Here is a 20,957-nt window from a genome sequence, read left to right on the forward strand (position 1 = left end):
GGGTCTCAGGCCCGGGATGGCCGGTTTCTGGGGCCATCCCGGGCGTGGCGTCAGCTCACGTCGATGCCCGCCGGGCTGCCGAGCGCGCTGAAGTCGCTCGGCGCGTGGTCGCCGTTCACGGTCTGCGGCAGGCCGCCGAACTCACCGATCTTGGTGAGCTCGCCGTTCGCGCCGATCGACCAGGCGGCCAGCTTGCCCGAGCCCGGGAGCACGTTGTAGAGGTTCTTGCCGTCCGGGCTCACGCCGAGGTCGAGCGGCGTGCTGCCCTGGCTGTTGGCGGACTTGTCCGTGGTGCCGGCGACCTCGTGCAGGAGGGTCAGGCTGCCGTCGGGGTTGACCTGCCAGCTGGAGATCGTGCCGGAGGTGTAGTTGGAGCCGAAGGCGTACTTGCCGTTGTTCACGACCCAGCAGGTGTCGATCTGGTGGTCAGCCACGGCCGTGCTGATCGGGGTCAGGTGCCCGTCGCGGCCGAGGCGGTAGCTGCCCGCCGCGCCGGTGGGGTGCCCGTCCTCGACGCCGCCGCCGACGAACTCGGCGAGGTCGACGTTGCCGGCCTTGTCGAAGGAGAACCCGAAGGGGCCGCGGTTGGCGAAGTCGGTGCGGACGAAGTCCTTGCTGGGCTTGCCCGCACCGTCGACGGAGAAGGTGAGCACGCGGCCCGGGCCGGTCGGGTCGGCGCCGGGGATCACGTCGTTGGTGGGGCCGTCCTTGATCGACACCAGCAGGTGGTGCCCGTCCGGGCTGAACGAGACCTGGGTCGGGTCCTTCAGCGCGTCGGGGGCGAAGCGATCCTGACCGGCCTGCAGCCGCCGGGTCGAGCCCGCGATCGGGGTGAGCCGGCCGTCGAAGCCGACGCGGAAGCCGGTGATGCTGCCCTGGCCCGAGGCGTTGAGCACGTACACGACGTTTCCGTGCTGTGTGACGCTGTTCGGGAACCGCTGCGACGCGGAGCCGTCCCCGGTTGGGACGACGTCGACCACCTGCAGGCGGTCGGGCAGGATCCGCAGCACGGAAAGGGTGTTGCTGCCCGCGTTGGTCACCAGCAGGAAACGGTGGTCCGCGGTGAGGCGCACCGAATTGCCGGAACCGAGGCCGTCGCCGGCGAACCGCTGGCCCGGGCCGGAACCCTGACCACCGGTCGCGAAGGTGCCGACGAGCGTCAGCTTGCCGTCGGCCGCCCGGTGGTAGTAGGCGACCTGGTTGCCCGGCTGGCTCGCGTCACTGCTGTTGTTGTGGTTGGTACCCACGAAAACCGACCCCGGCCGGCTCCAGTCCGCCGCCGGCGACGCCGACGCGGTGCCCCCCGCGAACACCGCTGCGAACGGAACCAGCGCGGCCGCCGCCAGCGCCGTGCGCACCATTCTGCGCGACGATGACTTGCTCATGAATCGATCCTCCCTTGGTCCACGTCCCGGGAATGTTCCGACGTGGCTGAGCCCGACTTTATGGGTGATCGGAAACGTGGCGGAAGGACACGAAAGGAACGGTAATATATTAACGATTTTCTACGAGGAATCGATTCTTACCCGGGCTCCTCGGGTTGTAATGGAGGGGTAAGAATTGTTTCCGCTCAGCGCTGCAGCCGCCCGTCGATCCGGCGTGGCAGGGGTGCTGCGGGCTCGTCGGTGAGCTCGTCGGGCAGCAGGTGCGCGGGCGCGTTCTGCCAGGCGAGCGGGCGCAGGAACCGGCGGATCGCGGTGGCGCCGACGGAGGTGTGGAGGCTGTTGGTCGCCGGCCAGGGGCCGCCGTGGTGCTGGGCCCAGCTCACGGCCACACCGGTCGGGAAGCCATTGAACACCAGCCGTCCGGCGCGCCGGCCGAGCTCCGTGACCAGGTCCTTCGGTGCTTCGCCCGCGCCGAGGTGGAGCGTGGCGGTGAGCGACGCGGGCGCCTGGTCGAGGACGGCCAGCAGTTCGGCCTGGGTGCGATACCGCACGATCACGGCGGCGGGGCCGAAGTACTCGGCGAACGCCTCGGCCGGAATGCCGGCCGCGTCCACCGTGGCCAAAACCGGAGCCACCCGATAGCCGGCCGGTCCCGGATTGGGCCCGCTGGCCACTTCGGACACTCCGGTCGCGCGGGCGAGCTCGGCCGTGTCGGTGAGATAGGCCTCGTGGATCCGCCGGTTGAGCAACGGCACCACTTCCGTGTGCCGAGCGCTTCGGCCGCGGCGGCCACCACGGAGTCACCGTCGGCACCGGCCGGCACCAGCACCAGCCCGGGCTTCGTGCACAACTGCCCCGCCGACCCGGTGACCGACGCGGCGAGACCCGTCCCGATCTCCGCACCCCGCTCGCGCGCCGCGGCAGCGGTGACGACCAGGGGGTTCAGGCTGGAAAGCTCACCGTAGAACGGGATCGGATCCGCGCGGCCGTGGATGAGGTCGAGCAGCGCCCGGCCGCCGGACAGCGAGCCCGTGAACCCGACCGCTTTGATCGCGGGATCGGTCACGAGGCGCTCCCCCGCCGCCCGCCCGAACACCAGCCCGAGCGTCGCGGCCGGCGCGCCGGCCGCGACCGATGCCTTCCGCAGGACCTCGAACACCAGCCGAGAAGTCCCGGGATGCGAACCGTGCGCCTTGACCACCACGGGGTTCCCGGCCGCCAGCGCCGACGCCGTGTCCCCGCCGGGCACCGAGAACGCCAGCGGGAAGTTGCTCGCCCCGAACACCGCGACGGGCCCGATCGGCACGAGCATCCGCCGCAGGTCCGGCCGCGGCCCCATCGGCGTCGGGCCGGCCGTGTCGAGGGTCGCCTCGACGTAGCCGCCGTCCGCCACGACGTCGGCGAAGAACTCGAACTGGTAGCACGTGCGCGTCAGCTCCCCGCCCAGCCGCGCCGCACCCAGCGCCGTCTCGGCATCGGCGATCGCGACGATCCGCTCGCGGGCGGCTTCGAGCGTTCGGGCGAGCGCGCGCAGCAGGCCGGCCCGTCCTCGCCGGCCCAGCGCCTCCAGCTCCGGCGCCGCCGCGGCCGCCTCCGCCACGATCGCGCGCACGTCCTCCGCGCTGTTCTCCACCGCGCCGGCCGCCAGCGCCTCACCGGTCCACGGATCGGCTCCGGCGACCGGCCGGTTTTCCAGGGTTGTCACAGTTCTCTCCGAATCAGGTACGAGGCAGCGCGGCGACGGTTTCGGTGTCCACACCCACCGCGCCCAGGTGAGTAGCGCCGCCGGGGATGCCGAGCGGGGTCTCCCGGCCCGGCAGCGCCTGGGTGAAGAACCCGGCGTTGTCCGCCGTGTTCCATTCCGCGTCCGTGCCGGCGAGCATGCGGTCCGCGAGCGCCGCGCCCGTCGGGCAGGCCTGTTCGCAAGCGCCGCAGTCGATGCATTCCACGGGGTTGATGTACATCTTGCGATCGCCCTCGTAGATGCAGTCGACCGGGCATTCCTCCGTGCACGCGCGGTCGAGGATGTCGACGCAGGCGTCGGTGATGACGTAGGCCATGGCCGGGGTCCTCTCGGGTCAGGCGGGGACTCCCACGGGCCGGGCGGCGGGCGCCGGGCCGTCGGTGGAGTGCCCCGGGAAGGTGGAGGCGGTCGGGTCGAGGCGGACGGCCGCGTGGTTCACGGCGGTGGCCGCTTCGCCGAAGCCGACCGCGATGAGCGGCACCCGGCCGTCGTAGGTGCAGATGTCGCCCGCCGCGAAGACGCCGGGCCGCGACGTGCGCATGGCGGCGTCGACCACGATCTTGCGGTCGTGCGTCGCCAGGCCCCACTGCAGCAGCGGGCCCGGGTTCGCGACGAACCCCAGCGCCGCCACGACGTGGTCGCACGGCACTTCGGTCGTCTCGCCGCTCACCGTGTCGCGCAGGGTCGCGCGCGTGACCCGGGCGTCGCCGTCGAGGCACTCGACGGTCGCGTTCGTGCGCACGGTCGCCGGGCCGGCCAGCACCTGGCCGACGGTGTGCTGGTGCGCGCGGAAGGAGTCGCGGCGGTGCACGAGGGTGACGTCCGCGCTGTGCTGCAACGTCTCGGCCCAGTCGAGCGCCGAGTCGCCGCCGCCGACGACCAGCACGCGGCTGCCGGCCAGCTCGGCCGGATCGCGGACGAAATAGGTGAGCCCACGGCCCAGGAACTCCTCGCCGCACGGCAGCTTGCGCGGTGAGAACGTGCCGATCCCGCCGGTCACCACGACCGCGCCGGCCTCGAGTTCCGCACCGTCGTCGAAGCCCAGCCGCAGCCGGCCGTCCGCCAGGTCGTCGAGGGTCGTCGCCCGGTGCCCGAGCAGCATCCGCGGCGAGAACCGGCCGAGCTGCTCCACCAGTGCGCGCACGAGGTCGCGGCCTTTCACCGCCGGGAACCCGGCGACGTCGCGGATGAGCTTTTCCGGGTACAGTGCGGTGATCTGCCCGCCGGGCTCCGGCAGCGCGTCGACGACCGCGACCGACAGCCCGCGCATCCCCGCGTACACCGCCGCGAACAGCCCCGCGGGCCCGGCGCCGACGACCGCGACGTCGCAGCGCGTCACCGCTGCTCCCCGTCGTAGACCGCGAAAACCTTGTTGGACACGAAGATGTTCGACGCCACGAAGCTCGTCCAGCTCGGCCCGCGGCCCAGCTCCCGCATCGCGCCGAGCAGCGCCCACCAGTTCAGCAGCTCCTGCTGGCCGGCCTTCTCCGCGTCCGCGAGCGTCGTGTTCTCCCACACCGAATAGTCCGCAGCGACGAGCGCGTCGTACATCTTCTCGTCGGCCGCGGAGTCGGGGAACAGCCGCATGGTCGAGTCCACGAGGAAGCTGTGCGACCAGCTGGAGCTCGCGACGAGCGCGACCCGGTACGGGCTGTCCGCGCAGATCCGCGCGACGGCCGCGCCGACGGCCATGATCCGCGCCGGCGACGGCGACGGCGGGTCGAGCTCGCGCTCCACACCCAGCGGGCTGATGTTGCCCTGGAAGCTGATCACCTTGCGCCCATAGCAGTTCAGCGGGAACGTGACCACCGGGTAGTCGAACCCCTCGCGGTCGTAGTCCAGGTACAGCACTGTGTTCAGGAACGCGTGCGCGAGACCCGGGTGGTGCAGCGGCTCGTACGAGTACGGCACGTCGATGTGGCGCACCAGCAGCCCTTCCACCAGGTGGCGGGCGAACGGCCGGTGGCCGCGCACGAGGCGCTCGGTGTTCTCGTCCTCGCCCCAGACGTTCGCCTTGCCCTTCATGTTCGACGACTCGTCGGCGTGGCGCCACGGGTGCACCGTGAGGTCGTCGTAGATCTGCACGGCGTACGGCGGCACGAGGTCTTCGCGGAAGTTCTCGTACTGGTCGTCGCCCCAGATCAGCACGACATCCGGCTGGAACTCGTCCAGCGCGGCGCGCGTGCGGCGGAAGCCCTCCCGCAGCGCCGCGCGATGCGCCTTGCCGGCCGCGACCCCTTCGTCCTCGGCCCATTCACGGCGGGCCCGCTCGGGCCACGACGCGGGGTCGCGCAGTTCGGCTGGCAGCTTCGGGTCCGCGAGCGCGCCGCGGAACACCCGCGTCAGGTTGTCGTCGGCGCCGCTCAGCGGCGGGTAGTGGGTGACCCCGAGACCCAGCACTTCGGCCATGGTTCCTCCTCGTCGTCGAGTGGTGGTGACGTCCAGTCTCGGAACCGGCGCGATCCCCGACCACGCCTCGGACCGGCGAGTGGACCGGTGGGACTCACGGGCCACGGTCAGCCATGACGATGAGGAGGTGACCGACACGATCGAAACCCCCGTCCTCGCGCACGTGCTGCACCGAGCCCGCACCGAGCGCACACTCCTCGACGCGGCAACGGAAGCGACTACGCTGTCGCTGGACAGCGCGTACGCGATCCAGGACGACCTCACGCGCCTGCGTCTCGCCGAAGGACGCTGCACCATCGGCTACAAGCTCGGCTACACGTCCGCGGCGATGCGCCGGCAGATGGGCGTGACCGCGCCCAACTACGGGCCGCTGCTCGACGACATGGTGCTTCGCGACGGCGCGCAGGCCACCGGATTCCTGCACCCGCGCGTCGAGCCGGAGATCGGCGTCGTCCTGGGCCGCGACCTGGCCGGGCCGGGGCTCGCGCTGCACGAGGTCGCCGACGCGATCGCCGAGGTGCGCGTGTGCCTCGAGGTCGTCGACTCGATCTGGCGCGACTACCGGTTCACCGCCGAGCAGAACACCGCCGACGGGTCCTCGGCGGCGGGCGTCGTGCTGGGACCGGTGCTCGACGCCGATCCATTGCGAGCCCACCGGATCACCGTCGAACTACACGAAGACGATGTCCTCGTCGCGACCGCGACCTCCGCGGCGGCCGCCGGGCATCCGCTGCACGGGGTCGCGTGGCTGGCCGCGCAGCTCGCCGCGCGCGGCAGCGGCCTGCGCAAGGACGAGCTGATCATCACCGGCGGCCTCACCTCCGCCGTGCCGCTGCGGCAGGGGAGCACGATCATGGCCAGTTTCGGCGGCACGGCGACGGTGAGCGTCCGCAGGCCGGCCGGCGAAGCCGACGCGTGAACGCCGGGGTCAGTGCAGCGGATAGCCCAGGAGCCGGCTGATGCTCAGGGCGGCGGTCCGCACCGCCGCCCCCAGCCGCGCCGGCTGCAGGCGATGCGCGGGTCCCGTCACCGAAAGCCCGGCGACGGCCCGGTGGCCGTCGCGCCCGACGTAGCTCTCCACCACGATCGGCGCCGCGACACACGCGATGCCACGCGTGCCCTCTTCGCGGTCGTAGGCGATGCCAGAGTCGTGGATCTTCGCCAGCTCCCGCAGGAAGTGCCGCGGATCGGTGATCGTCGTGCCGGTCCGCGCCGGCATGGGCGCGGACGTCACGCGGTCGACCGCGGACTCGTCGCTGAACGCGAGGATCGCCTTGCCCAGCCCGGTGCAGTACGCGGGCAGCCGCGCACCGACCGCCGAGGGCACCGAGGCGCTGTGCTGGCCGGTGAGCTTCTCGACGTAGACGATGTCCGTGTCGTCGAGCACGCCCAGCTGCACGACCTCGCCGGTCGCCTTCAGCAGGTCGGCCATGAACGGCAACGCGGTCGCCCGCAGCCGCCGCGACGCCGGCACGTGCTGGCCCAGCTCGAACAGGTGCAGCCCGAGCCGGTAGCCGTAGGCGCCGCGTTCGAGCATCCGGTGGGCCACGAGGTCCAGGGCGAGCCGGTGCACGGTCGCCTTCTTCAACCCGGTCCGCCGCGCGAGCTCACTGAGCCCGACCTCGCCGGGTGAGGTCGCGACGGTGTCGAGGATGAGCAGCATCCGGTCCCCCACCGACCGGTGTTGCTCCGTCTCCTCGGCACTGATGCGCATCCGGCCACGATATCCGTTCTCGGCCGTCAAGCCGGGTTTGTTCGAAGGGGCCGACCGCCAGTACGGCTTCGACTACGCGGTGCCGACTACGCGGTGGCGAAACACAGTGCCGAAACAACAGGCCCGAGACAACAGGGCCGAATCAGGCACCGCCGAGCAGATCCCGCCACCGGCGCCAGAACGCCCGCTGCTGCACCTCGTCCGACGCGACGAACGGCCCGCCCGTGGCTTCCTTGTGAATCCCCCGCGAGATGTCCGACCAGGGCGATTCAGCCGCGACGGCGAACCCCTCCTGGCAGGATTCGCACGCCTCCATGTCGTCCGGCGTGGCCAGCCCACCCGGCCCCTGGAACGTCACGTACGAGTCCAGCCGCCGCGCCCGCACCGACTCCGGCTCGCCCTTCGCCGCCATCGTCCACTGCGCCACCAGCGTGCGCCCGGCCGCGGTGGGCGTGATCGTGCGGACGACGATCCCCATGATGTCGTTGATCACGAGGTTGGGGAAGATCAGCAGGTTCCGGTCGGTCGTCGCGATCCGGCGCGCGCGGTCGGCACCGAACTGTTCCTCGAGCCGGGTGCGCTGCCCCTCGACGTACTCGCGGTTCTCCTCCCCCATCGCCGGCGTCCACCGTGCGACCGGCCGGGCCCACGGACCCTCCACGGTGATCACCGCGTGCCCGTTGCCGAGGTCCTTCGCCTCGGTCGCCTTGCGCGGGTCGAGGTAGGAGTCCTCGGTGGACTTCAGGTAGTCGAAGTACGTGCGGTGCAACGGGATCAGATGGTAGCCGTCGAGGCTGTTCTCCACGAACAGCTTCCAGTTCGCCTCCATCGAGTACTCGTGCACCCCGTCGACCACCTCCATGTCCGGCGCCTGGTCGGCCACCAGGTCCAGGTAGTCGCGGGCTTCGCCCAGGTACTCCGGCAACGTGACGGCGTCGGGATCGAAGCAGCAGAAGACGAAGCCGCGGTACTCCTCGACGCGCGGCGGGGTGTTCAGGCTGAAGCGCGAGCGGTCGAAGTCGGGGCCGTAGCCGTCGACGTCGGGCAGCGCGGTCAGCCGGCCGTCGTTGGCGTAGGTCCACGCGTGGTAGAAGCACGACATCCCGCGCGCGTTGCCTTCGGGCACGCGGCACAGCTGGGCGCCGCGGTGCCGGCACGCGTTGAGGAACACCCGTACCTCGCCGTCGCTGCCGCGCCACAGCACGAGCGGGCGCCCCGCCACCGTGCGGGCTCGGAAGTCGCCGGGTTCCGGGATCTCCGAGACGTGGCCGACGTAGAGCCAGCACTTGTCGAAGATGGCGCGGCGTTCCCGCGCGAGCACGCCCTCGTCGACGAGCGCGGCCCGGTCGACACGGAAGAGCCCGTCGGCGGGGCGGTCGTCGACCAGCGGGGTGGACGGGGGTGCGATCGGTTCGGAGGTCATCGTCTCCAGCTCCTTTGCCGGGAGTTCGGTCGGGTGAGCGCGGTGAGCAGGGCCGCGGGGTTCGTCTCGCGCACGGCCTTCGCGAACCCCGCGGGCAGCACCGGGTCGTCGAGGAACGCGAGCGGGTCGGAGGGCATGAACGGGTGGTCCGTGCCCAGCACGATGCGGTCCGCGCCGACGGTCTCGGCGAGGTGGCGCACGAGGCCGGCGTCGAACAGCAGCGGGTCGAACCACAGGCGGCGCGCGGAGTCCACGGCGGACTCGGGCATCAGCTCCCGCAGCGCCGGCGTGATCCGCCGCAGATAGTCGATCCGCGGCAGCTCGGTGATCAGGGCGCCGCCGCCGTGGCTGGCCAGCAGCCGCAGCCCGGGCCGGGCGGCCAGTGCGCCCGTGACGATCAGGCCGCCGAGCGCGGTGCCGATGCCCGCGGGGAACAGCACCCCGTTCGCGGCCATGGGGTGCGGGTAGTCCGCGACCGCCGCGCCCCCGGCCGCGTGCACGAACACGAGCAGCCCCAGCCGTTCGGCCTCGTCGAGGAACCCGGCCCACGCCGGCGCGTGCAGGGGCGCCGTCGGCGGGTTCGAGGGCACCTCGACGCCGAGCAGGCCGGCGTCGGCGATCTCGGTGAGCAGGTCCGTGGCACCTTCGGGATCCCGCAACGGAACGACACCCAGTCCGGTGAAGAATCCGTTGTGCTGCCCCACTTCGTCCGCGAGCCAGGCATTGAACGCCCGCGCGTGGGCGAGTCCTTCGCCCGGCGGCGCCCACGGTGCGAGCAGTTCGGGCATGGCCGACAGCAGCTGGCCGGCGCCGCCGGCGGCTTCCGCGGCCGCGCGGCGGGCGTCGAGGTCCCACGCGACGCGGTGGACCGTCCGGAACGGCTTGCCGGAGACGGAGACAACCCCGGTCCCGGTGTCGAGCCGGGCCCAGCGCGGGTCGGCCGAGGTGAGGAAGGGGGTCTCCCGGGGCACCACGTGGGTGTGCAGGTCGAGCACGGTCACGCTCCCGTCACAGGATGATCGACACGGTGCCGCCGGCCTCGACGATGCCGTGGTCGAGGGTCGCGACCCGCTCGCGGACGAGGAACCCGGCGCCGTCTTCGACCAGCACGTGGCGGTAGGTGCCGAGGAAGTGGTCGAGCCGGCCGAGCCGCGTGCGCATCACGTGGAAGTTCGCGTGCGCCACGACCGTGTCGCCGAGAGGCTCGGCCCGGACGTTGGTGACCAGGCGGCGCGTGCGCGAGTGCGGGCTTTCGGCGTGCGCGTGCTTGCTCTTCAACCGGGTGACGCGTCCGCCGAGGCGGGTGTGGTCGTCGTGGATCACCTGCAGCGTATGACGCGGGTCGAGGTGGTCCGAGCCCGGCGACGGAACGCGGTACTCGATCCGCGGGTGCATCAGTGCGAACCACTCGTCGAGCCGCCACCCGTCGAGCAGAGCGGCTTCCCGGTAGAGGAACTGTTCGACGCGGTGCTGCAGGTCGGGTGTGGTGACGGCGGCGGTCATCGGACCTCCGATCTCGAGGCGAGGGTGACGAGCAGACCGGCCAGCTCGCCGGGTGCGGACAGGAACGGGCTGTGGGAGGTGCCGAGCCAGGTGACGTCGGCGCCGAGCCGGTCCTTCGCGGTGCGTTCGGCCCATTCCGCGGACACGGCCCGGTCGGCGCGACAGCCGACGTAGTGCATCGGCAGTTCGGGAAACGCCTGCAGCGGCGTGACTTCCGTGATCGGGGCCGGTGACTGGGGCCGGAGCCTGGCCGCGGCCGCGGCGGCTGTCGCGGGTGGACAGTCGTGGAAGAACAGGTCCGCCGCGACCGACGCCGGCCACCGCGTCCGGCCTTGCCCGTCGCGTTCCTGCTTCGGCAATCCGTGGTCGTAGAACCAGTCCGCCATCGGGCGCCCGAGCGTCAGCTGGTCTCGCCACGAGCGGCCCGGCTCGGGCAGCAGCGAAGCCAGGAAGACCAGAGCCGCCACCGCCGTCCGCTGCGGGACCAGCGGAACCGCCAGGCCGGCCAGCGAGTGACCCACCACGACATCGCCGGGACCGCGCACGGCGGCGGCGATCGTGGCGGCGTACTGGCGGGCGCCCGCCCGCACGTCGTCCGACGGCAGTTCCACGGCCGTCGCCGAGTGGCCGAGCTCCTCCAGCGCGGAGACCTCGGCGTCCCAGCACCACGCGCCGTGCCAGCCGCCGTGCACCAATACGAAGTGCGTCATGCCGGGCCCGCCGGTTGCGCGGCCTGCCGCTCGGCGAGCGTGACCCCGCCGACGAGCACCTCCGTCGCCGGAACCTCCACGACCCACACGCGCACCGACGTCTCCGGCACGGAGATCGCCTCCGCCGCGGCCGCGGACACGGCGCGGATCAGCTGGTCCTTCTGCTCGGGCGTGCGCCCGGCCCCGAGGTTGATCTGGATGAACGGCATGGTGTCCCTTTCCCTTACTCCGCGCCGAGGGTGACGCTGCCGAGCCCGCTGAGCGTCGCGGTCACGGTCGAACCGGCCGTCAACGGCACCGGCGCGGTGAGGCCGCCCGAGAGCACGACCCAGCCGGCCTCGAGGCGTTTCCCGGCCAGGGCGAGCTGGTTGGCCATGAACGCGACCGCGGCGGCCGGGTGGCCCATCACCGCGGCGCCGGCCGCCGACTCGACGACCTGTCCGTCGACCTCGAGCACGCAGCCCGTCAACGCGAGATCTCCGTGGGGCGCCACCAGGTCGTCGCCCAGGGCGAAGGCCGCCGACGACGCGTTGTCGGCGATCGCGTCGAGGTGGCGGAAGGAGAATCCCTCGTACCGGCTGTCGATCACGTCGAGCGCGGCGCAGAGGTACCGCGTCGCGCCGAGGACGTCGGAGACCGTGACGTCGGGGCCTTCCAGCGGCTCGCCGAGCACGAACGCGATCTCCGGCTCGACGCGCGGGTGGATCAGGGTCTTCAGCGGCAGGCGCGAGCCCGAGGCGCGGCTCATGCCGCTGGTGACCAGGCCGTAGAGCGGTTTGTCCACGCCCATCGCGAGCTGCTTGGCGCGGCTGGTCAGGCCGAGCTTGCCGCCGACCAGGCGTTCGCCGCGGTCGAGCCGCAGGCGCACGAGCGCGTCCTGCACCTCGTAGGCGGTGCGGAGGTCGGCCAGGCCGTCGGTGGTCAGCGGCGCGACCGTCGCCCGCGTGGTGGCGGCGTCGTCGAGCCGGCCCGCCCAGGTGCGCACGCCGGTCACGCGGCCACCTCCCCGGCGCGGGCGGCGCTGAAGGAAACGCCGACGTGGCCCAGGTGCTCGAAGTCCGCGCGCACGGTGTCGCCGGGCTTGAGCTCGACCGCCCGGGTGCAGGTACCGGGCATGATCACGTCACCCGCCTTGAGCACCACGCCGTCGCCGGCCACCGTGTTGGCCAGCCACGCCACCGCCTGCGCCGGGTTCCCCAGCACCGCGCCGCTCGCGCCCGTCTCGACGATCTCGCCGTTGCGCCGCAGCACCACGCCGATCAGCCGCGGGTCGAGCCCCGCGATCGGGGTGCGCTTGCCGCCCAGCACCACCCGCGCCGACGACGCGTTGTCCGCCACGGTGTCGACGATCCCGATCCGCCAGTCCCGGATGCGCGAGTCGATGATCTCCAGTGCCGGCATCACGAACGCGGTCGCGGCGAGCACGTCGGCCACGGTCACGCCGGGGCCCCGCAACGGGGCGTCGAGCACGAACGCCAGCTCGGGCTCCACTCGCGGTGCGATGAGCGAGCCGACGGGCAGCGGTTCCCCTTCCGGGTGGAACATCGACGCGAGCAGGTGGCCGAAATCGGGCCGGTCCACACCGAACTGCGCCTGCATCACCCGGGCCGTGAGCCCGACCTTGTGCCCGCGCACGGAATCGCCGGCCGCGCAGCGCAGCCGCACGCCCTCCAGCTGGATGCCGTACGCGTCGTCGACGTCCACGCCGGGGAACCGGCCGGTGATGGGCGCGACGGGCGCCGACTGCCGCTCCGCCTCCCACAGCTCGCCGGCGAGGTGCCGGACGTCCTCTTCACTGAGTGCCATGCAGGCAGCGTGCGGGCCGCCACGGACGAAAACACCCGGACGGTTCGGCCAGTGGACCGGTGCTCGAACAGCCGGTCCGGGGTCCGGGCCCGCCCAGTGGACCGATGCCTGGAGCAGTGTCGATCACCCCGGTTGGCTCGGCGGACGAGAACCGTTTCTCCCGGGAGAGTGGGCAATGACGACCAGTGAATCCCTTTTCATCGGCGGCGCATGGGCTGTTCCGGCCGGCACGGAGACGATCTCCGTCTACTCGGCCGGCACCGGAAAACCGCTGGGCACCGCGGTGTCCGCGAACCGCGCCGACGTGGACCGCGCGGTGGCCGCCGCCCGCGGCGCGTTCGACGATCCCGCCGGCTGGGCCACGTGGCCGGCCGCCGAGCGCGCCGACGCGCTCGAACGGTTCGCCGCGGCCCTCGACACGCGCGGTCACGAGACCGCTCGGACGGTGAGCGAGCAGAACGGCATGCCGATCGCGGTTTCCGGGCGGATCGAAGCGTCGTTCCCGTCCGCGATGCTGCGCTACTTCGCGGGACTCGTGCGCACGCAGCCGGAGCAGACCACGCACCCCGGGACGTTCGGCGGCACCACGCACGTCCGGCGCGAACCCGCCGGTGTGGTCGCCGCGGTCGCGCCGTGGAACTTCCCGCAGGCGCTGGCCGCGCAGAAGTACGCGCCCGCGCTCGCCGCCGGGTGCACGGTGGTCCTCAAACCGTCGCCCCAGACCGTGCTCGACACCCGCGCCGTCGCGGAAGCCGCGATCGAGGCCGGGCTGCCGCCGGGCGTGCTCAACGTCGTGCCCGCCGAAGCCGACGCCAGTTCCTACCTCGTGGGCCACCCCGGCGTGGATCTGGTGGCGTTCACCGGGTCCACCGCGATCGGGCGGCGCATCTCCGAGATCTGCGGCACGCTGATCCGCCCGGTGATCCTCGAACTGGGCGGGCGATCGGCGGCCGTCGTGCTCGACGACGCCGACCTCGACCTGGCGCGGGTGGGCGAGGCGATGTTCGGCGCGATGCTCATCAACAACGGGCAGACGTGTTTCCTCTCCACCCGGGTCCTCGCACCGCGCAGCCGCTACACCGAAGTCGTGGACACCCTGGCCGCGTTCGCCGGCTCGCTCACCGTCGGCGACGCGCTCGACCCCGCCACGCAGATCGGCCCGCTGGTGTCGCGGCGCCACCGGCAGACGGTCGAGGCCGCCATCGCCCGCGGCCTCGAAGACGGCGCGCGCCTCGTCGCGGGTGGCGCGCGGCCGCGCGGGCTGGACGACGGCTGGTTCCTGCAGCCGACCGTCCTCGCCGATGTGGACAACAGCTGGGCCGTCGCCCGCGAGGACATCTTCGGCCCCGTCCTCACGGTGACGCCGTACGACACGGACGACGAAGCCGTGGCGCTGGCCAACGACTCCGACTACGGCCTCGCCGGCAGCGTCTGGACCGCCGACGGCGACCGCGGTCTCGCACTCGCCGCCCGCGTGCGCACCGGAACCATCGGCATCAACGGGTACCTCCCGGACCTCGCCGCCCCCTTCGGCGGCGTGAAGCACAGCGGCATCGGGCGGGAGCTCGGGCCGGACGGGCTCGCGAGCTACCAGCAGGCGAAGTCGATCTACCGGTTCTGACGCGCATTGTGGTCCGGGTCACGGAATGCCGGACGATCTTCGGCGCTACAGAAGGAAGACACCTGATTCCGACCCGAGGGAGAGACATGACTGCTTCCACCGCGTCCGAGACGGCCGAGGCCCTGCCCGTGCCCGTGCTCGACGACTTCGACTTCGAGCTCACCGACGGCGCCTCGTGCCGCATCGACGACCCGGACTGCGAAGCCTGCCAGTGACGCACGGCCGGTGACCCACGGGCTCGCGGGTCACCGGCCCGGATCGCGTCGCGTCGGTGACAATGGTCGCCGTCGTGTCCACCCGAGCCGCGGAGTCGCCCGTGCCCGAACTGCCCGAGGTCGAGTCGGCCCGATCGGTGATCGACCGGGCCGCGCTCGGCCGGTTGATCGTCGACGTCGACGACAGCGATTCCTACGTGTGCCGGCCCCACGCGCCCGGGGAGATCCGCGAGGCGCTCGTCGGGCGCCGGCTCGTGGCCGCGCACCGGCGGGGCAAGTCGCTGTGGTGCGACACGGCCGACGACGGTCCCGCGCTCGGCGTGCACCTCGGGATGTCCGGCAAGATCGTGATCGCCGACGCCGACGGCACCGAGATCGACGGCGGCGACTACTGGGAAGGCCGGCGCGTTCAGGGTGACTACCGCTGGTCGCGCTTCGCCCTCACCTTCGACGACGGCGGGCTGATGATGCTCGTCGACCCGCGCCGCCTCGGCCGCATCACCCTCGACCCGCACATCGAGCTGCTCGGCCCCGACGCCGCCTCGGTCACGCCCGCCGAGTTCCGCACCGCCGTCACCAAGGGCACCGCCCCGGTCAAGGCGCGCCTGCTCGACCAGCACGTGCTGGCCGGCATCGGCAACCTCCTCGCCGACGAGATCCTCTGGCGCGCCCGCGTGCACCCGGCCCACCGCGTCGACGAGCTCGACCGCCCGGCCGTCGACCGGCTCCTGCGCGCCACCCGCAGCTCCGTCATCGCCGCTCTCGACCACGGCGGTGTGCACACCCTGACGGTGATCCCCTACCGCAAACCCGGCGCATTGTGCCCGCGCGACCACGCGCCCATGGCCCGCGGCAAAGTCGGCGGGCGCACGAGCTGGTGGTGCAGCGCGGAGCAGCAGCTCCCAGGCTGACGCCGGGCCGGAACACCGGCGAGACGCCCTGCGGGCGCGGCCGCACGCGAGTGGCGAGATCGGCGCCGGGCCGCTGGTGCGCGAGGACAGCCCGGCCGAAAAGCCGTTCCGCCGGGGCCGCCCGCTCGCCCACCGACACCGCGATCCCCGTCCCGCGGGGAATCGGCAGAATGGACCCGTGGGTGTCCTTCTGGGGTTGTTGTCCGCGCTCAGCTACGGCGCTTCCGACTTCGTCGCCGGCGTGGGCGGGCGGCGCAGCGACCCGAACGCCGTAACGGTCCTGGCGCAGCCGTGGAGCCTGCTCGCGGCCCTGGGCGCCGTGCTGGTGATGGGCCCGCGCGCCCCGCACGCCGAGGAGCTCGCGTGGGGCGCGGTGAGCGGGCTCGGCACGGCCGTCGGCACGTTCGCGCTCTACCGCGGCCTCTCCACGGCGCGGATGAGCGTGGTCGCGCCCGTCTCCGCGGTGCTCGCGGCGGCGCTGCCCGCGCTCGTCGGGTTCGCGACCGGCGACCGGCTGGCGTGGCTGTCGTGGGTGGGGATCGGGCTGGTGCTGCCGGCCATCGCGCTCGTCTCACAGCGCCAGGGCGACGACGCCGAACGCCGGCGGTCCGGCCTGGTCGAGGGCGTGATCGCCGGGGCGGGGTTCGGGGTCCTGTTCATCGGCCTCGACCGCGCGGGCACGGCGGCGGGCAGCTGGCCGCTCGTCGCCGGGCAGGCCGTGGGCGTGCTCCTGCTGGTGATCGCCGCGATCTGGCTGCGGCCGACGTCGTGGTCGCGCGCCTGGTGGCCGGCCACAGCCGCCGGGATCCTCGGTGGCGCGGCCAACCTCCTGTTCGTCGCCGCCACCGGAGCGGGCCAGCTGGCCGTGGTCGCGGTCATCACGTCGCTCTACCCCGCCATCACGATCGTCCTCGCACGCGGCCTGCTGCACGAACGATGGAGCCGCCCCCAGATCACCGGCCTGGTCATCGCCGCGGCCGGAGTCGCGGCCATCACGCTCGGCCAGCCGTGACCCCGCCCGGCGTCAGGCCCGCTTCGGCTGCCTGACGGACCCGTCGCTCACGCGCCGCGTGAACCGCTCCGCCCGGTTTTACGCGGCGACCTGCCAACCCCTACCCTCGGTGCCGCACCCGTCACACAAGCCGAGGAGGAACCCGGATGTCGCAGCACGCGGACCGATCGGCACTCGACAGCCCGCCCGGCGTCGACCCGAACCGGGCGAGCGTCGCGCGCGTCTACGACTACCTGCTGGGCGGCAAGACGCACTACGAGGTGGACCGCAAGGTCGCCCGCGAGCTCGCGGAGAAGATGCCGGAGGTGCGCGACCTCGCCGTCGAGAACCGGGCGTTCCTCATCCGCGCGTGCACCTTCCTCGCGCGCAACGCGGGGATCGACCAGTACCTCGACTGCGGCTCGGGCCTGCCGACGGCCGAGAACGTGCACCAGGTCGTGCAGCGCGTCAACCCCGAAGCCAAGGTCGTGTACACGGACTTCGACCCGGTCGTCACCGCGCACGGCCGCGCGCTGCTCGAAGAGAACGAGCGGACCCGCTACGTCGAGGGCGACATCTACCGGCCGGCCAGCATCCTCGACGACGAGGTGGTGCGCGGGCACCTGGACTGGACCAGGCCGATCGCGCTGCTGTTCGTCGCGACGCTGCACCACTGGAAGGGCCACCGCAACCGCCCGGCCGAGGTCACGCAGGAGTTCATCGACCGCCTGCCGCCGGGTTCGTTCGTGGTGATCTCGCACATCCTCGACCCGCACGACGGCTCCGACGACGCGCAGGCCATGGAGCAGCTCATCGAGACCGTCCGCAGCGGCGCGCTCGGCGGCGCCACCATGCGCACCCGCGCGGAGATCCGGGAGCTGTTCCACGGTCTCGAGCTCGTGCCGCCGGGCCCGGGCGCCGAGCCGGAGATCGTGCCGCTGGCGTCCTGGTGGCCGGCCGGTCCTCTGCTGTCCGGGATGAACGTGGCCCAGCGGCTCATCGTCGGCGGCATCGCGCGCAAGCCGTGATCCTCGTGATCGGCGCGAGCGGCAACGTCGGCTCGGCGCTGATCACCCTGCTCGGCGCCGACGCCGTGGCCGCCTACCGCGATCCGGCCCGGACCACTCGCGCGCTCGAGTCCGGGCAACCGGCGGTGACTCTCGATCTCGCGAGGCCCGAGACGCTGCCGCCCGCGCCGGCCGGCATCGACACCGTTTCCTGCTCGGCGCGATGAGCCCGGCCCAGACCGGCCACGAGCTCGCGATGCTCGACGCCGCGCGAACCGCCGGCGCGCGTGGTCAAGCTGTCCGTGTGGCGGGTGGACGAGGAGCTCTCGCCCGTCGCCCGCCTCCACCGGCCCGTCGAGGACGCGTTGCGCGCGTCCGGGCTCGCGTGGACGATCCTGCGGCCGAACTTCTACCAGCAGAACTTCCCGGCCCAGCGGCCGATCCGCGCGGCGGGCGAGTTCGGCTTCCCGGCGATCACCGCGCCGATCAGCTTCCTCGACGCGGCCGACATCGCACGCGTGGCGGCCCGCGTGCTCACCACTGCCGGGCACGACGGCCGCACCTACACCCTCACGGGACCGGCCGCCCTCACCTGCGCCGAGGCGGCGGAGGTCTTCTCCACCGTCCTCGGGCGGCCCGTGCGCTACCGCGGGCTGCCCGATGACGAGGCGCGCGCGGCGATGCTCGGCCGGGGCGTGCCGGAGTGCCACGCCGACGCCCTCGTCGACGTCGCCCGCGCCCACCGCGACGGCGGTGCCGACACGGTGACCACGACCGTCACCGACCTCACGGGCCGGCCGGCGACGGAGCCCGCCGAGTTCGTCCGCCGCCACCGCGCGGTGTTCGGCTGAGCGTCAGGACGGCTGCCGGGTTGGGACGACGATGCCCTGGCGCAGGTTCACGTGCGCGGGCCGCGTCACGAGGTAGGCGATCAGGTCGGCGACGTCTTCGGGCTCCAGGCTGGGGAACGCGTCGAACGTCCGGTCCAGCTGCGCCGAATGCGCGGCGTTGTCGATGTGCGCGCCGAGCTCGGTGCGCGTGAGGCCGGGTTCGAGGTTGGTCACGCGCACCGCGCCGAACTCCTGTCGCAGCGAGGCGCTCAGGTGGGTCACCGCGGCTTTGGTGGCGTTGTAGACCGCGTACTCCGGCATCGCGAGGTGCGCCGCGACCGACGAGATGTTCACCAGGTCCGCCGGCCGCCCCTCCGCCGCGGCGGCGCGCAGGTCGGCACCGAAGCCGTGGATGACACGCAGCGGGCCGGCGAGGTTGGTGTCGATCATGCGCTGCCACTCGTCTTCGCGGCCCTCGGTCATCGGGTTGGGCAGCATCACGCCGGCCGCGTTCACGACGAGGTCGACCGGCCCGAACCGCTCGTGGACGGCGTCGACGGCCGCCTGGACGGAAGCGGCGTCGGTGAGATCCGCGGGGACGGCGAGCGTGGTGGCGCCGAGGTCGGCGACCAGCTCGTCGAGGACCGCGCGGCGGCGGGCGAGCAAGGCGACGCGGGCGCCGGACCTGGCCAGCAGGCGCGCGGTGGCCGCGCCCATGCCGCTGGCGGCTCCGGTGACGACGGCGGTGCGGGTGGCGAGTTCTCCGTAAGTGGTCATGGCACCAGCGTCACGGTGCTCGACGCGGCGCGGGGAGGCGCTGGTCTTCCTGTGTTTGCCAGAACCACCCAACCTCCGCGGCGCCGGGTGAGAATGGGGGCATGTCCGAGATCGGTGAGTTCCTCCAGGCCCGCCGGGCGCGCGTGAGCCCCGAAAGCAAGGGCCTGCCCGCGGCCGGCCGGCGCAAGGTGCCGGGGCTGCGGCGTGAGGAGCTCGCGCTGCTGTCGGGCGTGAGCGTGGACTACTACACGCGCCTGGAGCAGGGGCGCGCCGACGCCGTGTCCGACAGCGTCCTCGACTCGATCGCCCGGACCCTCGGGCTGGACGCGACCGAACGCGACCACCTGAGGCTGCTCGCCCGGCCCCCGCGCGATCCGGATGCCGCGCCGGCGCAGTCCGTGCGGCCGGGGGTGCGGGACCTCGTCGACGGCATGGGCGTCCCGGCGTTCGTGGCCGGCCGGTGGCAGGAGATCCTCGTCGCGAACCCGCTCGGCGAAGCGGTCCTGCCGCCGTCGATGGGCCCGGGGACCAATGCGGCGCGGCACGTTTTCCTGAATCCGGAGGCGCTCGAGTACTACGTGGACTGGCCGGACGTCGCCGCGGAGACCGTCGCGAACCTGCGCCACGAGAGCGCCCGCCACCCCGGTGACGCGGTGCTGGCGAAGCTCGTCGGTGAGCTGACCATCGCGAGCCCGGTCTTCACCGACCTGTGGTCGCGCCACGACGTGCAGGCGAAGTCCCACGGCCTCAAGCGCCTGCGGCACCCGCGCGCGGGAGTTCTGGTGCTGGGCTACGAATCCCTGCACCTGCCGGACACCGAGGACCAGCTGATTGTCACCTACACCGCGCGCGACCGGTCCACCGCCGACGCCCTGGCGTTGCTGGCCGCGGAAGCCGCCTCGGCGCCGGCCGCGGCTGGGTAGCGTCGCGAGAGTGTTCTCCCTGAGCGAGCCCCCGCTGTTCACCCGGCTGCGTTCCGCGTCTTCCGTGCTCATCGCCGGTGCCGGCGGCGGCTTCGACGTGTATGCCGGGCTGCCGCTGGCGCCCGCGTTGCGGGAGCAGGGCAAGCGGGTGCACCTGGGGAACCTGGCGTTCAGCGACCTGAGCCCGCTGGACCTCGGCGACTGGCTCGCGCCCGGCGTCGCCGCCGTCGGCCCCCGCAGTGCCGGCAGCAACGATTATTTCCCGGAACGCACCCTCGCCCGCTGGCTGGCGGGAAGCGGGCTGCCGTCGACCGTGCACGCGTTCAGCCGCACGGGCGCGAAACCGTTGCGGGCCGCGTATGAGGCGCTGGTGGAGCACCTGGGCGTGGACGCGATCGTGCTCGTGGACGGCGGCACGGACATCCTGCTGCGTGGCGACGAAGCCGGGATCGGCACGCCGGAGGAGGACATGACGAGCCTCGCCGCCGTCGCCACCCTCGACGGACCCGATCGGCTCGTGGTCTCGCTGGGCTTCGGGATCGACGCCTACCACGGCGTCTCCCACGCCCACGTGCTCGAAAACCTCGCCGCGCTCGACCGCGCCGGCGCCTACCTGGGCGCGCTGTCGATCCCGTCGGCTTCGGCCGAGGCGCGGGCGTACCTCGACGCGGTCGCGCACGCCCAGGTCAGCACGCCGCTGCGGCCGAGCATCGTGAACGGCCAGATCGCCGCCGCCCTGCGCGGCGAGTTCGGCAATGTCTCGTTCACCGCGCGCACCACGGGCAGCGAGCTGTTCGTGAACCCGCTGATGGGCGTGTACTTCACCGTCGATCTCCTCGCGCTCGCCTCGACCGTCGGCTACCTTCCGCGCCTGGCGGACACGGTGTCGATGACCGACGTCGCCCTGGTCATCGAGGAACACCGGGACACCGTCGAGCGCCGGCCCCGCCGGCCGATCCCGCACTGACCACTGTGGACGGTCAGTGAC

The 20,957-nt window shown here is 72.8% G+C and carries 25 protein-coding genes; 10 read left to right on the top strand and 15 right to left on the bottom strand.

The genetic code is table 11. The features are described from left to right. Positions 1 to 50 precede the first annotated feature (50 nt). The 6 genes from AB0K15_RS41360 to AB0K15_RS41385 all read right to left on the bottom strand — a co-directional run bounded on the left by AB0K15_RS41360 (position 51) and on the right by AB0K15_RS41385 (position 5,538). Positions 51 to 1,385: a beta-propeller fold lactonase family protein gene (locus tag AB0K15_RS41360; RefSeq protein WP_364064171.1), complete on the bottom strand. Its 1,335-nt coding sequence runs from the start codon at positions 1,383 to 1,385 to the stop codon at positions 51 to 53. A gap of 185 nt (positions 1,386 to 1,570) precedes the next feature. Continuing rightward, entirely contained in the window at positions 1,571 to 2,008 is a 438-nt protein-coding gene (locus AB0K15_RS41365; RefSeq protein WP_364064174.1) for a hypothetical protein, read from the bottom strand. Next, positions 1,939 to 3,090 (bottom strand): aldehyde dehydrogenase family protein, encoded by a 1,152-nt coding sequence (locus AB0K15_RS41370; RefSeq protein ID WP_364064179.1) that lies wholly within the window; start codon positions 3,088 to 3,090, stop codon positions 1,939 to 1,941. Before AB0K15_RS41370 ends, AB0K15_RS41365 begins: the two co-directional genes overlap by 70 nt. Positions 3,091 to 3,103: 13 nt before the next feature. Then, the gene (gene fdxA / locus AB0K15_RS41375) at positions 3,104 to 3,445 is read right to left on the bottom strand and encodes a ferredoxin (protein WP_364064182.1); all 342 of its coding nucleotides are present in this window, start codon (positions 3,443 to 3,445) and stop codon (positions 3,104 to 3,106) included. Between the two features lie 18 nt (positions 3,446 to 3,463). Further along, a complete protein-coding gene (locus AB0K15_RS41380) occupies positions 3,464 to 4,468 on the bottom strand; it encodes an NAD(P)/FAD-dependent oxidoreductase (protein WP_364064185.1) in 1,005 nt (334 codons plus the stop codon). Continuing rightward, a complete protein-coding gene (locus tag AB0K15_RS41385; protein ID WP_364064188.1) occupies positions 4,465 to 5,538 on the bottom strand; it encodes an extradiol ring-cleavage dioxygenase in 1,074 nt (357 codons plus the stop codon). Before AB0K15_RS41385 ends, AB0K15_RS41380 begins: the two co-directional genes overlap by 4 nt. Before the next feature lie 127 nt (positions 5,539 to 5,665). Here AB0K15_RS41385 and AB0K15_RS41390 point away from each other — a divergent pair, with 127 nt between their 5' ends. Beyond that, the gene (locus AB0K15_RS41390; protein ID WP_364064191.1) at positions 5,666 to 6,457 is read left to right on the top strand and encodes a fumarylacetoacetate hydrolase family protein; all 792 of its coding nucleotides are present in this window, start codon (positions 5,666 to 5,668) and stop codon (positions 6,455 to 6,457) included. Between the two features lie 9 nt (positions 6,458 to 6,466). Here AB0K15_RS41390 and AB0K15_RS41395 read toward each other — a convergent pair whose 3' ends face one another. The 8 genes from AB0K15_RS41395 to AB0K15_RS41430 form a co-directional block, all read right to left on the bottom strand. Beyond that, positions 6,467 to 7,252 carry an IclR family transcriptional regulator gene (locus AB0K15_RS41395; RefSeq protein ID WP_364064198.1) on the bottom strand — a complete coding sequence of 262 codons (786 nt, stop codon included), beginning with the start codon at positions 7,250 to 7,252 and terminating at the stop codon, positions 6,467 to 6,469. Positions 7,253 to 7,394: 142 nt separating this feature from the next. Beyond that, the gene (locus AB0K15_RS41400) at positions 7,395 to 8,675 is read right to left on the bottom strand and encodes an aromatic ring-hydroxylating dioxygenase subunit alpha (protein ID WP_364064201.1); all 1,281 of its coding nucleotides are present in this window, start codon (positions 8,673 to 8,675) and stop codon (positions 7,395 to 7,397) included. Beyond that, the gene (locus AB0K15_RS41405; RefSeq protein ID WP_364064207.1) at positions 8,672 to 9,676 is read right to left on the bottom strand and encodes an amidohydrolase family protein; all 1,005 of its coding nucleotides are present in this window, start codon (positions 9,674 to 9,676) and stop codon (positions 8,672 to 8,674) included. The genes AB0K15_RS41400 and AB0K15_RS41405 overlap by 4 nt, the downstream gene beginning before the upstream one ends. 7 nt (positions 9,677 to 9,683) lie before the next feature. Further along, on the bottom strand, positions 9,684 to 10,178 hold the full coding sequence (locus tag AB0K15_RS41410; protein WP_364064212.1) for an aromatic-ring-hydroxylating dioxygenase subunit beta: 495 nt from the start codon (positions 10,176 to 10,178) through the stop codon (positions 9,684 to 9,686). After that, complete coding sequence (locus tag AB0K15_RS41415) at positions 10,175 to 10,888, bottom strand: alpha/beta fold hydrolase (RefSeq protein ID WP_364064215.1); 714 nt, start codon at positions 10,886 to 10,888, stop codon at positions 10,175 to 10,177. Before AB0K15_RS41415 ends, AB0K15_RS41410 begins: the two co-directional genes overlap by 4 nt. Then, positions 10,885 to 11,097 (bottom strand): tautomerase family protein, encoded by a 213-nt coding sequence (locus AB0K15_RS41420; RefSeq protein ID WP_364064218.1) that lies wholly within the window; start codon positions 11,095 to 11,097, stop codon positions 10,885 to 10,887. The genes AB0K15_RS41415 and AB0K15_RS41420 overlap by 4 nt, the downstream gene beginning before the upstream one ends. A gap of 14 nt (positions 11,098 to 11,111) precedes the next feature. After that, complete coding sequence (locus tag AB0K15_RS41425) at positions 11,112 to 11,882, bottom strand: fumarylacetoacetate hydrolase family protein (protein ID WP_364064221.1); 771 nt, start codon at positions 11,880 to 11,882, stop codon at positions 11,112 to 11,114. Then, positions 11,879 to 12,694 (bottom strand): fumarylacetoacetate hydrolase family protein, encoded by an 816-nt coding sequence (locus AB0K15_RS41430; protein ID WP_364064224.1) that lies wholly within the window; start codon positions 12,692 to 12,694, stop codon positions 11,879 to 11,881. Before AB0K15_RS41430 ends, AB0K15_RS41425 begins: the two co-directional genes overlap by 4 nt. 175 nt (positions 12,695 to 12,869) lie before the next feature. Between AB0K15_RS41430 and AB0K15_RS41435 the strand changes: the two genes are divergently transcribed. The 7 genes from AB0K15_RS41435 to AB0K15_RS41465 all read left to right on the top strand — a co-directional run bounded on the left by AB0K15_RS41435 (position 12,870) and on the right by AB0K15_RS41465 (position 18,290). Next, on the top strand, positions 12,870 to 14,315 hold the full coding sequence (locus AB0K15_RS41435) for an aldehyde dehydrogenase (RefSeq protein ID WP_364064229.1): 1,446 nt from the start codon (positions 12,870 to 12,872) through the stop codon (positions 14,313 to 14,315). Between the two features lie 86 nt (positions 14,316 to 14,401). Next, a complete protein-coding gene (locus AB0K15_RS41440) occupies positions 14,402 to 14,530 on the top strand; it encodes a hypothetical protein (RefSeq protein WP_354870323.1) in 129 nt (42 codons plus the stop codon). Positions 14,531 to 14,604: 74 nt separating this feature from the next. Beyond that, positions 14,605 to 15,441, top strand: a complete 837-nt coding sequence (locus AB0K15_RS41445; RefSeq protein ID WP_364064232.1) for a DNA-formamidopyrimidine glycosylase family protein — start codon at positions 14,605 to 14,607, stop codon at positions 15,439 to 15,441. Positions 15,442 to 15,619: 178 nt separating this feature from the next. After that, the gene (locus AB0K15_RS41450) at positions 15,620 to 16,453 is read left to right on the top strand and encodes an EamA family transporter (protein WP_364064235.1); all 834 of its coding nucleotides are present in this window, start codon (positions 15,620 to 15,622) and stop codon (positions 16,451 to 16,453) included. Positions 16,454 to 16,599: 146 nt separating this feature from the next. Continuing rightward, positions 16,600 to 17,460, top strand: a complete 861-nt coding sequence (locus AB0K15_RS41455; RefSeq protein ID WP_364064238.1) for an SAM-dependent methyltransferase — start codon at positions 16,600 to 16,602, stop codon at positions 17,458 to 17,460. Beyond that, positions 17,457 to 17,666: a hypothetical protein gene (locus AB0K15_RS41460; protein ID WP_364064241.1), complete on the top strand. Its 210-nt coding sequence runs from the start codon at positions 17,457 to 17,459 to the stop codon at positions 17,664 to 17,666. Before AB0K15_RS41455 ends, AB0K15_RS41460 begins: the two co-directional genes overlap by 4 nt. 60 nt (positions 17,667 to 17,726) lie before the next feature. Then, positions 17,727 to 18,290 carry an NmrA family NAD(P)-binding protein gene (locus AB0K15_RS41465; protein ID WP_364064244.1) on the top strand — a complete coding sequence of 188 codons (564 nt, stop codon included), beginning with the start codon at positions 17,727 to 17,729 and terminating at the stop codon, positions 18,288 to 18,290. A gap of 3 nt (positions 18,291 to 18,293) precedes the next feature. Here the strand turns inward: AB0K15_RS41465 and AB0K15_RS41470 are convergent, their stop codons facing one another. After that, complete coding sequence (locus AB0K15_RS41470) at positions 18,294 to 19,046, bottom strand: SDR family oxidoreductase (protein WP_364064247.1); 753 nt, start codon at positions 19,044 to 19,046, stop codon at positions 18,294 to 18,296. 101 nt (positions 19,047 to 19,147) lie between these two features. Between AB0K15_RS41470 and AB0K15_RS41475 the strand changes: the two genes are divergently transcribed. Together AB0K15_RS41475 and AB0K15_RS41480 are read left to right on the top strand one after the other, a co-directional pair. After that, positions 19,148 to 19,969: a helix-turn-helix transcriptional regulator gene (locus AB0K15_RS41475; RefSeq protein WP_364064252.1), complete on the top strand. Its 822-nt coding sequence runs from the start codon at positions 19,148 to 19,150 to the stop codon at positions 19,967 to 19,969. A 10-nt stretch (positions 19,970 to 19,979) separates the two neighbouring features. Then, positions 19,980 to 20,936 (top strand): DUF1152 domain-containing protein, encoded by a 957-nt coding sequence (locus AB0K15_RS41480; RefSeq protein ID WP_364064255.1) that lies wholly within the window; start codon positions 19,980 to 19,982, stop codon positions 20,934 to 20,936. The last annotated feature ends 21 nt before the right edge of the window (positions 20,937 to 20,957 follow it).

It is taken from the genome of Amycolatopsis sp. NPDC049253 (genome assembly GCF_040678995.1).
GTDB lineage: Bacteria > Actinomycetota > Actinomycetes > Mycobacteriales > Pseudonocardiaceae > Amycolatopsis.

What these genes read in the sequence shown, in the direction of transcription:
- AB0K15_RS41360 (WP_364064171.1), bottom strand. Translation starts at nt 1,385, where the DNA reads ATGAGCAAGTCATCGTCGCGCAGAATGGTGCGCACGGCGCTGGCGGCG.
- fdxA (WP_364064182.1), bottom strand. Translation starts at nt 3,445, where the DNA reads ATGGCCTACGTCATCACCGACGCCTGCGTCGACATCCTCGACCGCGCG.
- AB0K15_RS41385 (WP_364064188.1), bottom strand. Translation starts at nt 5,538, where the DNA reads ATGGCCGAAGTGCTGGGTCTCGGGGTCACCCACTACCCGCCGCTGAGC.
- AB0K15_RS41395 (WP_364064198.1), bottom strand. Translation starts at nt 7,252, where the DNA reads ATGCGCATCAGTGCCGAGGAGACGGAGCAACACCGGTCGGTGGGGGAC.
- AB0K15_RS41400 (WP_364064201.1), bottom strand. Translation starts at nt 8,675, where the DNA reads ATGACCTCCGAACCGATCGCACCCCCGTCCACCCCGCTGGTCGACGAC.
- AB0K15_RS41410 (WP_364064212.1), bottom strand. Translation starts at nt 10,178, where the DNA reads ATGACCGCCGCCGTCACCACACCCGACCTGCAGCACCGCGTCGAACAG.
- AB0K15_RS41415 (WP_364064215.1), bottom strand. Translation starts at nt 10,888, where the DNA reads ATGACGCACTTCGTATTGGTGCACGGCGGCTGGCACGGCGCGTGGTGC.
- AB0K15_RS41420 (WP_364064218.1), bottom strand. Translation starts at nt 11,097, where the DNA reads ATGCCGTTCATCCAGATCAACCTCGGGGCCGGGCGCACGCCCGAGCAG.
- AB0K15_RS41430 (WP_364064224.1), bottom strand. Translation starts at nt 12,694, where the DNA reads ATGGCACTCAGTGAAGAGGACGTCCGGCACCTCGCCGGCGAGCTGTGG.
- AB0K15_RS41435 (WP_364064229.1), top strand. Translation starts at nt 12,870, where the DNA reads ATGACGACCAGTGAATCCCTTTTCATCGGCGGCGCATGGGCTGTTCCG.
- AB0K15_RS41440 (WP_354870323.1), top strand. Translation starts at nt 14,402, where the DNA reads ATGACTGCTTCCACCGCGTCCGAGACGGCCGAGGCCCTGCCCGTGCCC.
- AB0K15_RS41455 (WP_364064238.1), top strand. Translation starts at nt 16,600, where the DNA reads ATGTCGCAGCACGCGGACCGATCGGCACTCGACAGCCCGCCCGGCGTC.
- AB0K15_RS41470 (WP_364064247.1), bottom strand. Translation starts at nt 19,046, where the DNA reads ATGACCACTTACGGAGAACTCGCCACCCGCACCGCCGTCGTCACCGGA.
- AB0K15_RS41475 (WP_364064252.1), top strand. Translation starts at nt 19,148, where the DNA reads ATGTCCGAGATCGGTGAGTTCCTCCAGGCCCGCCGGGCGCGCGTGAGC.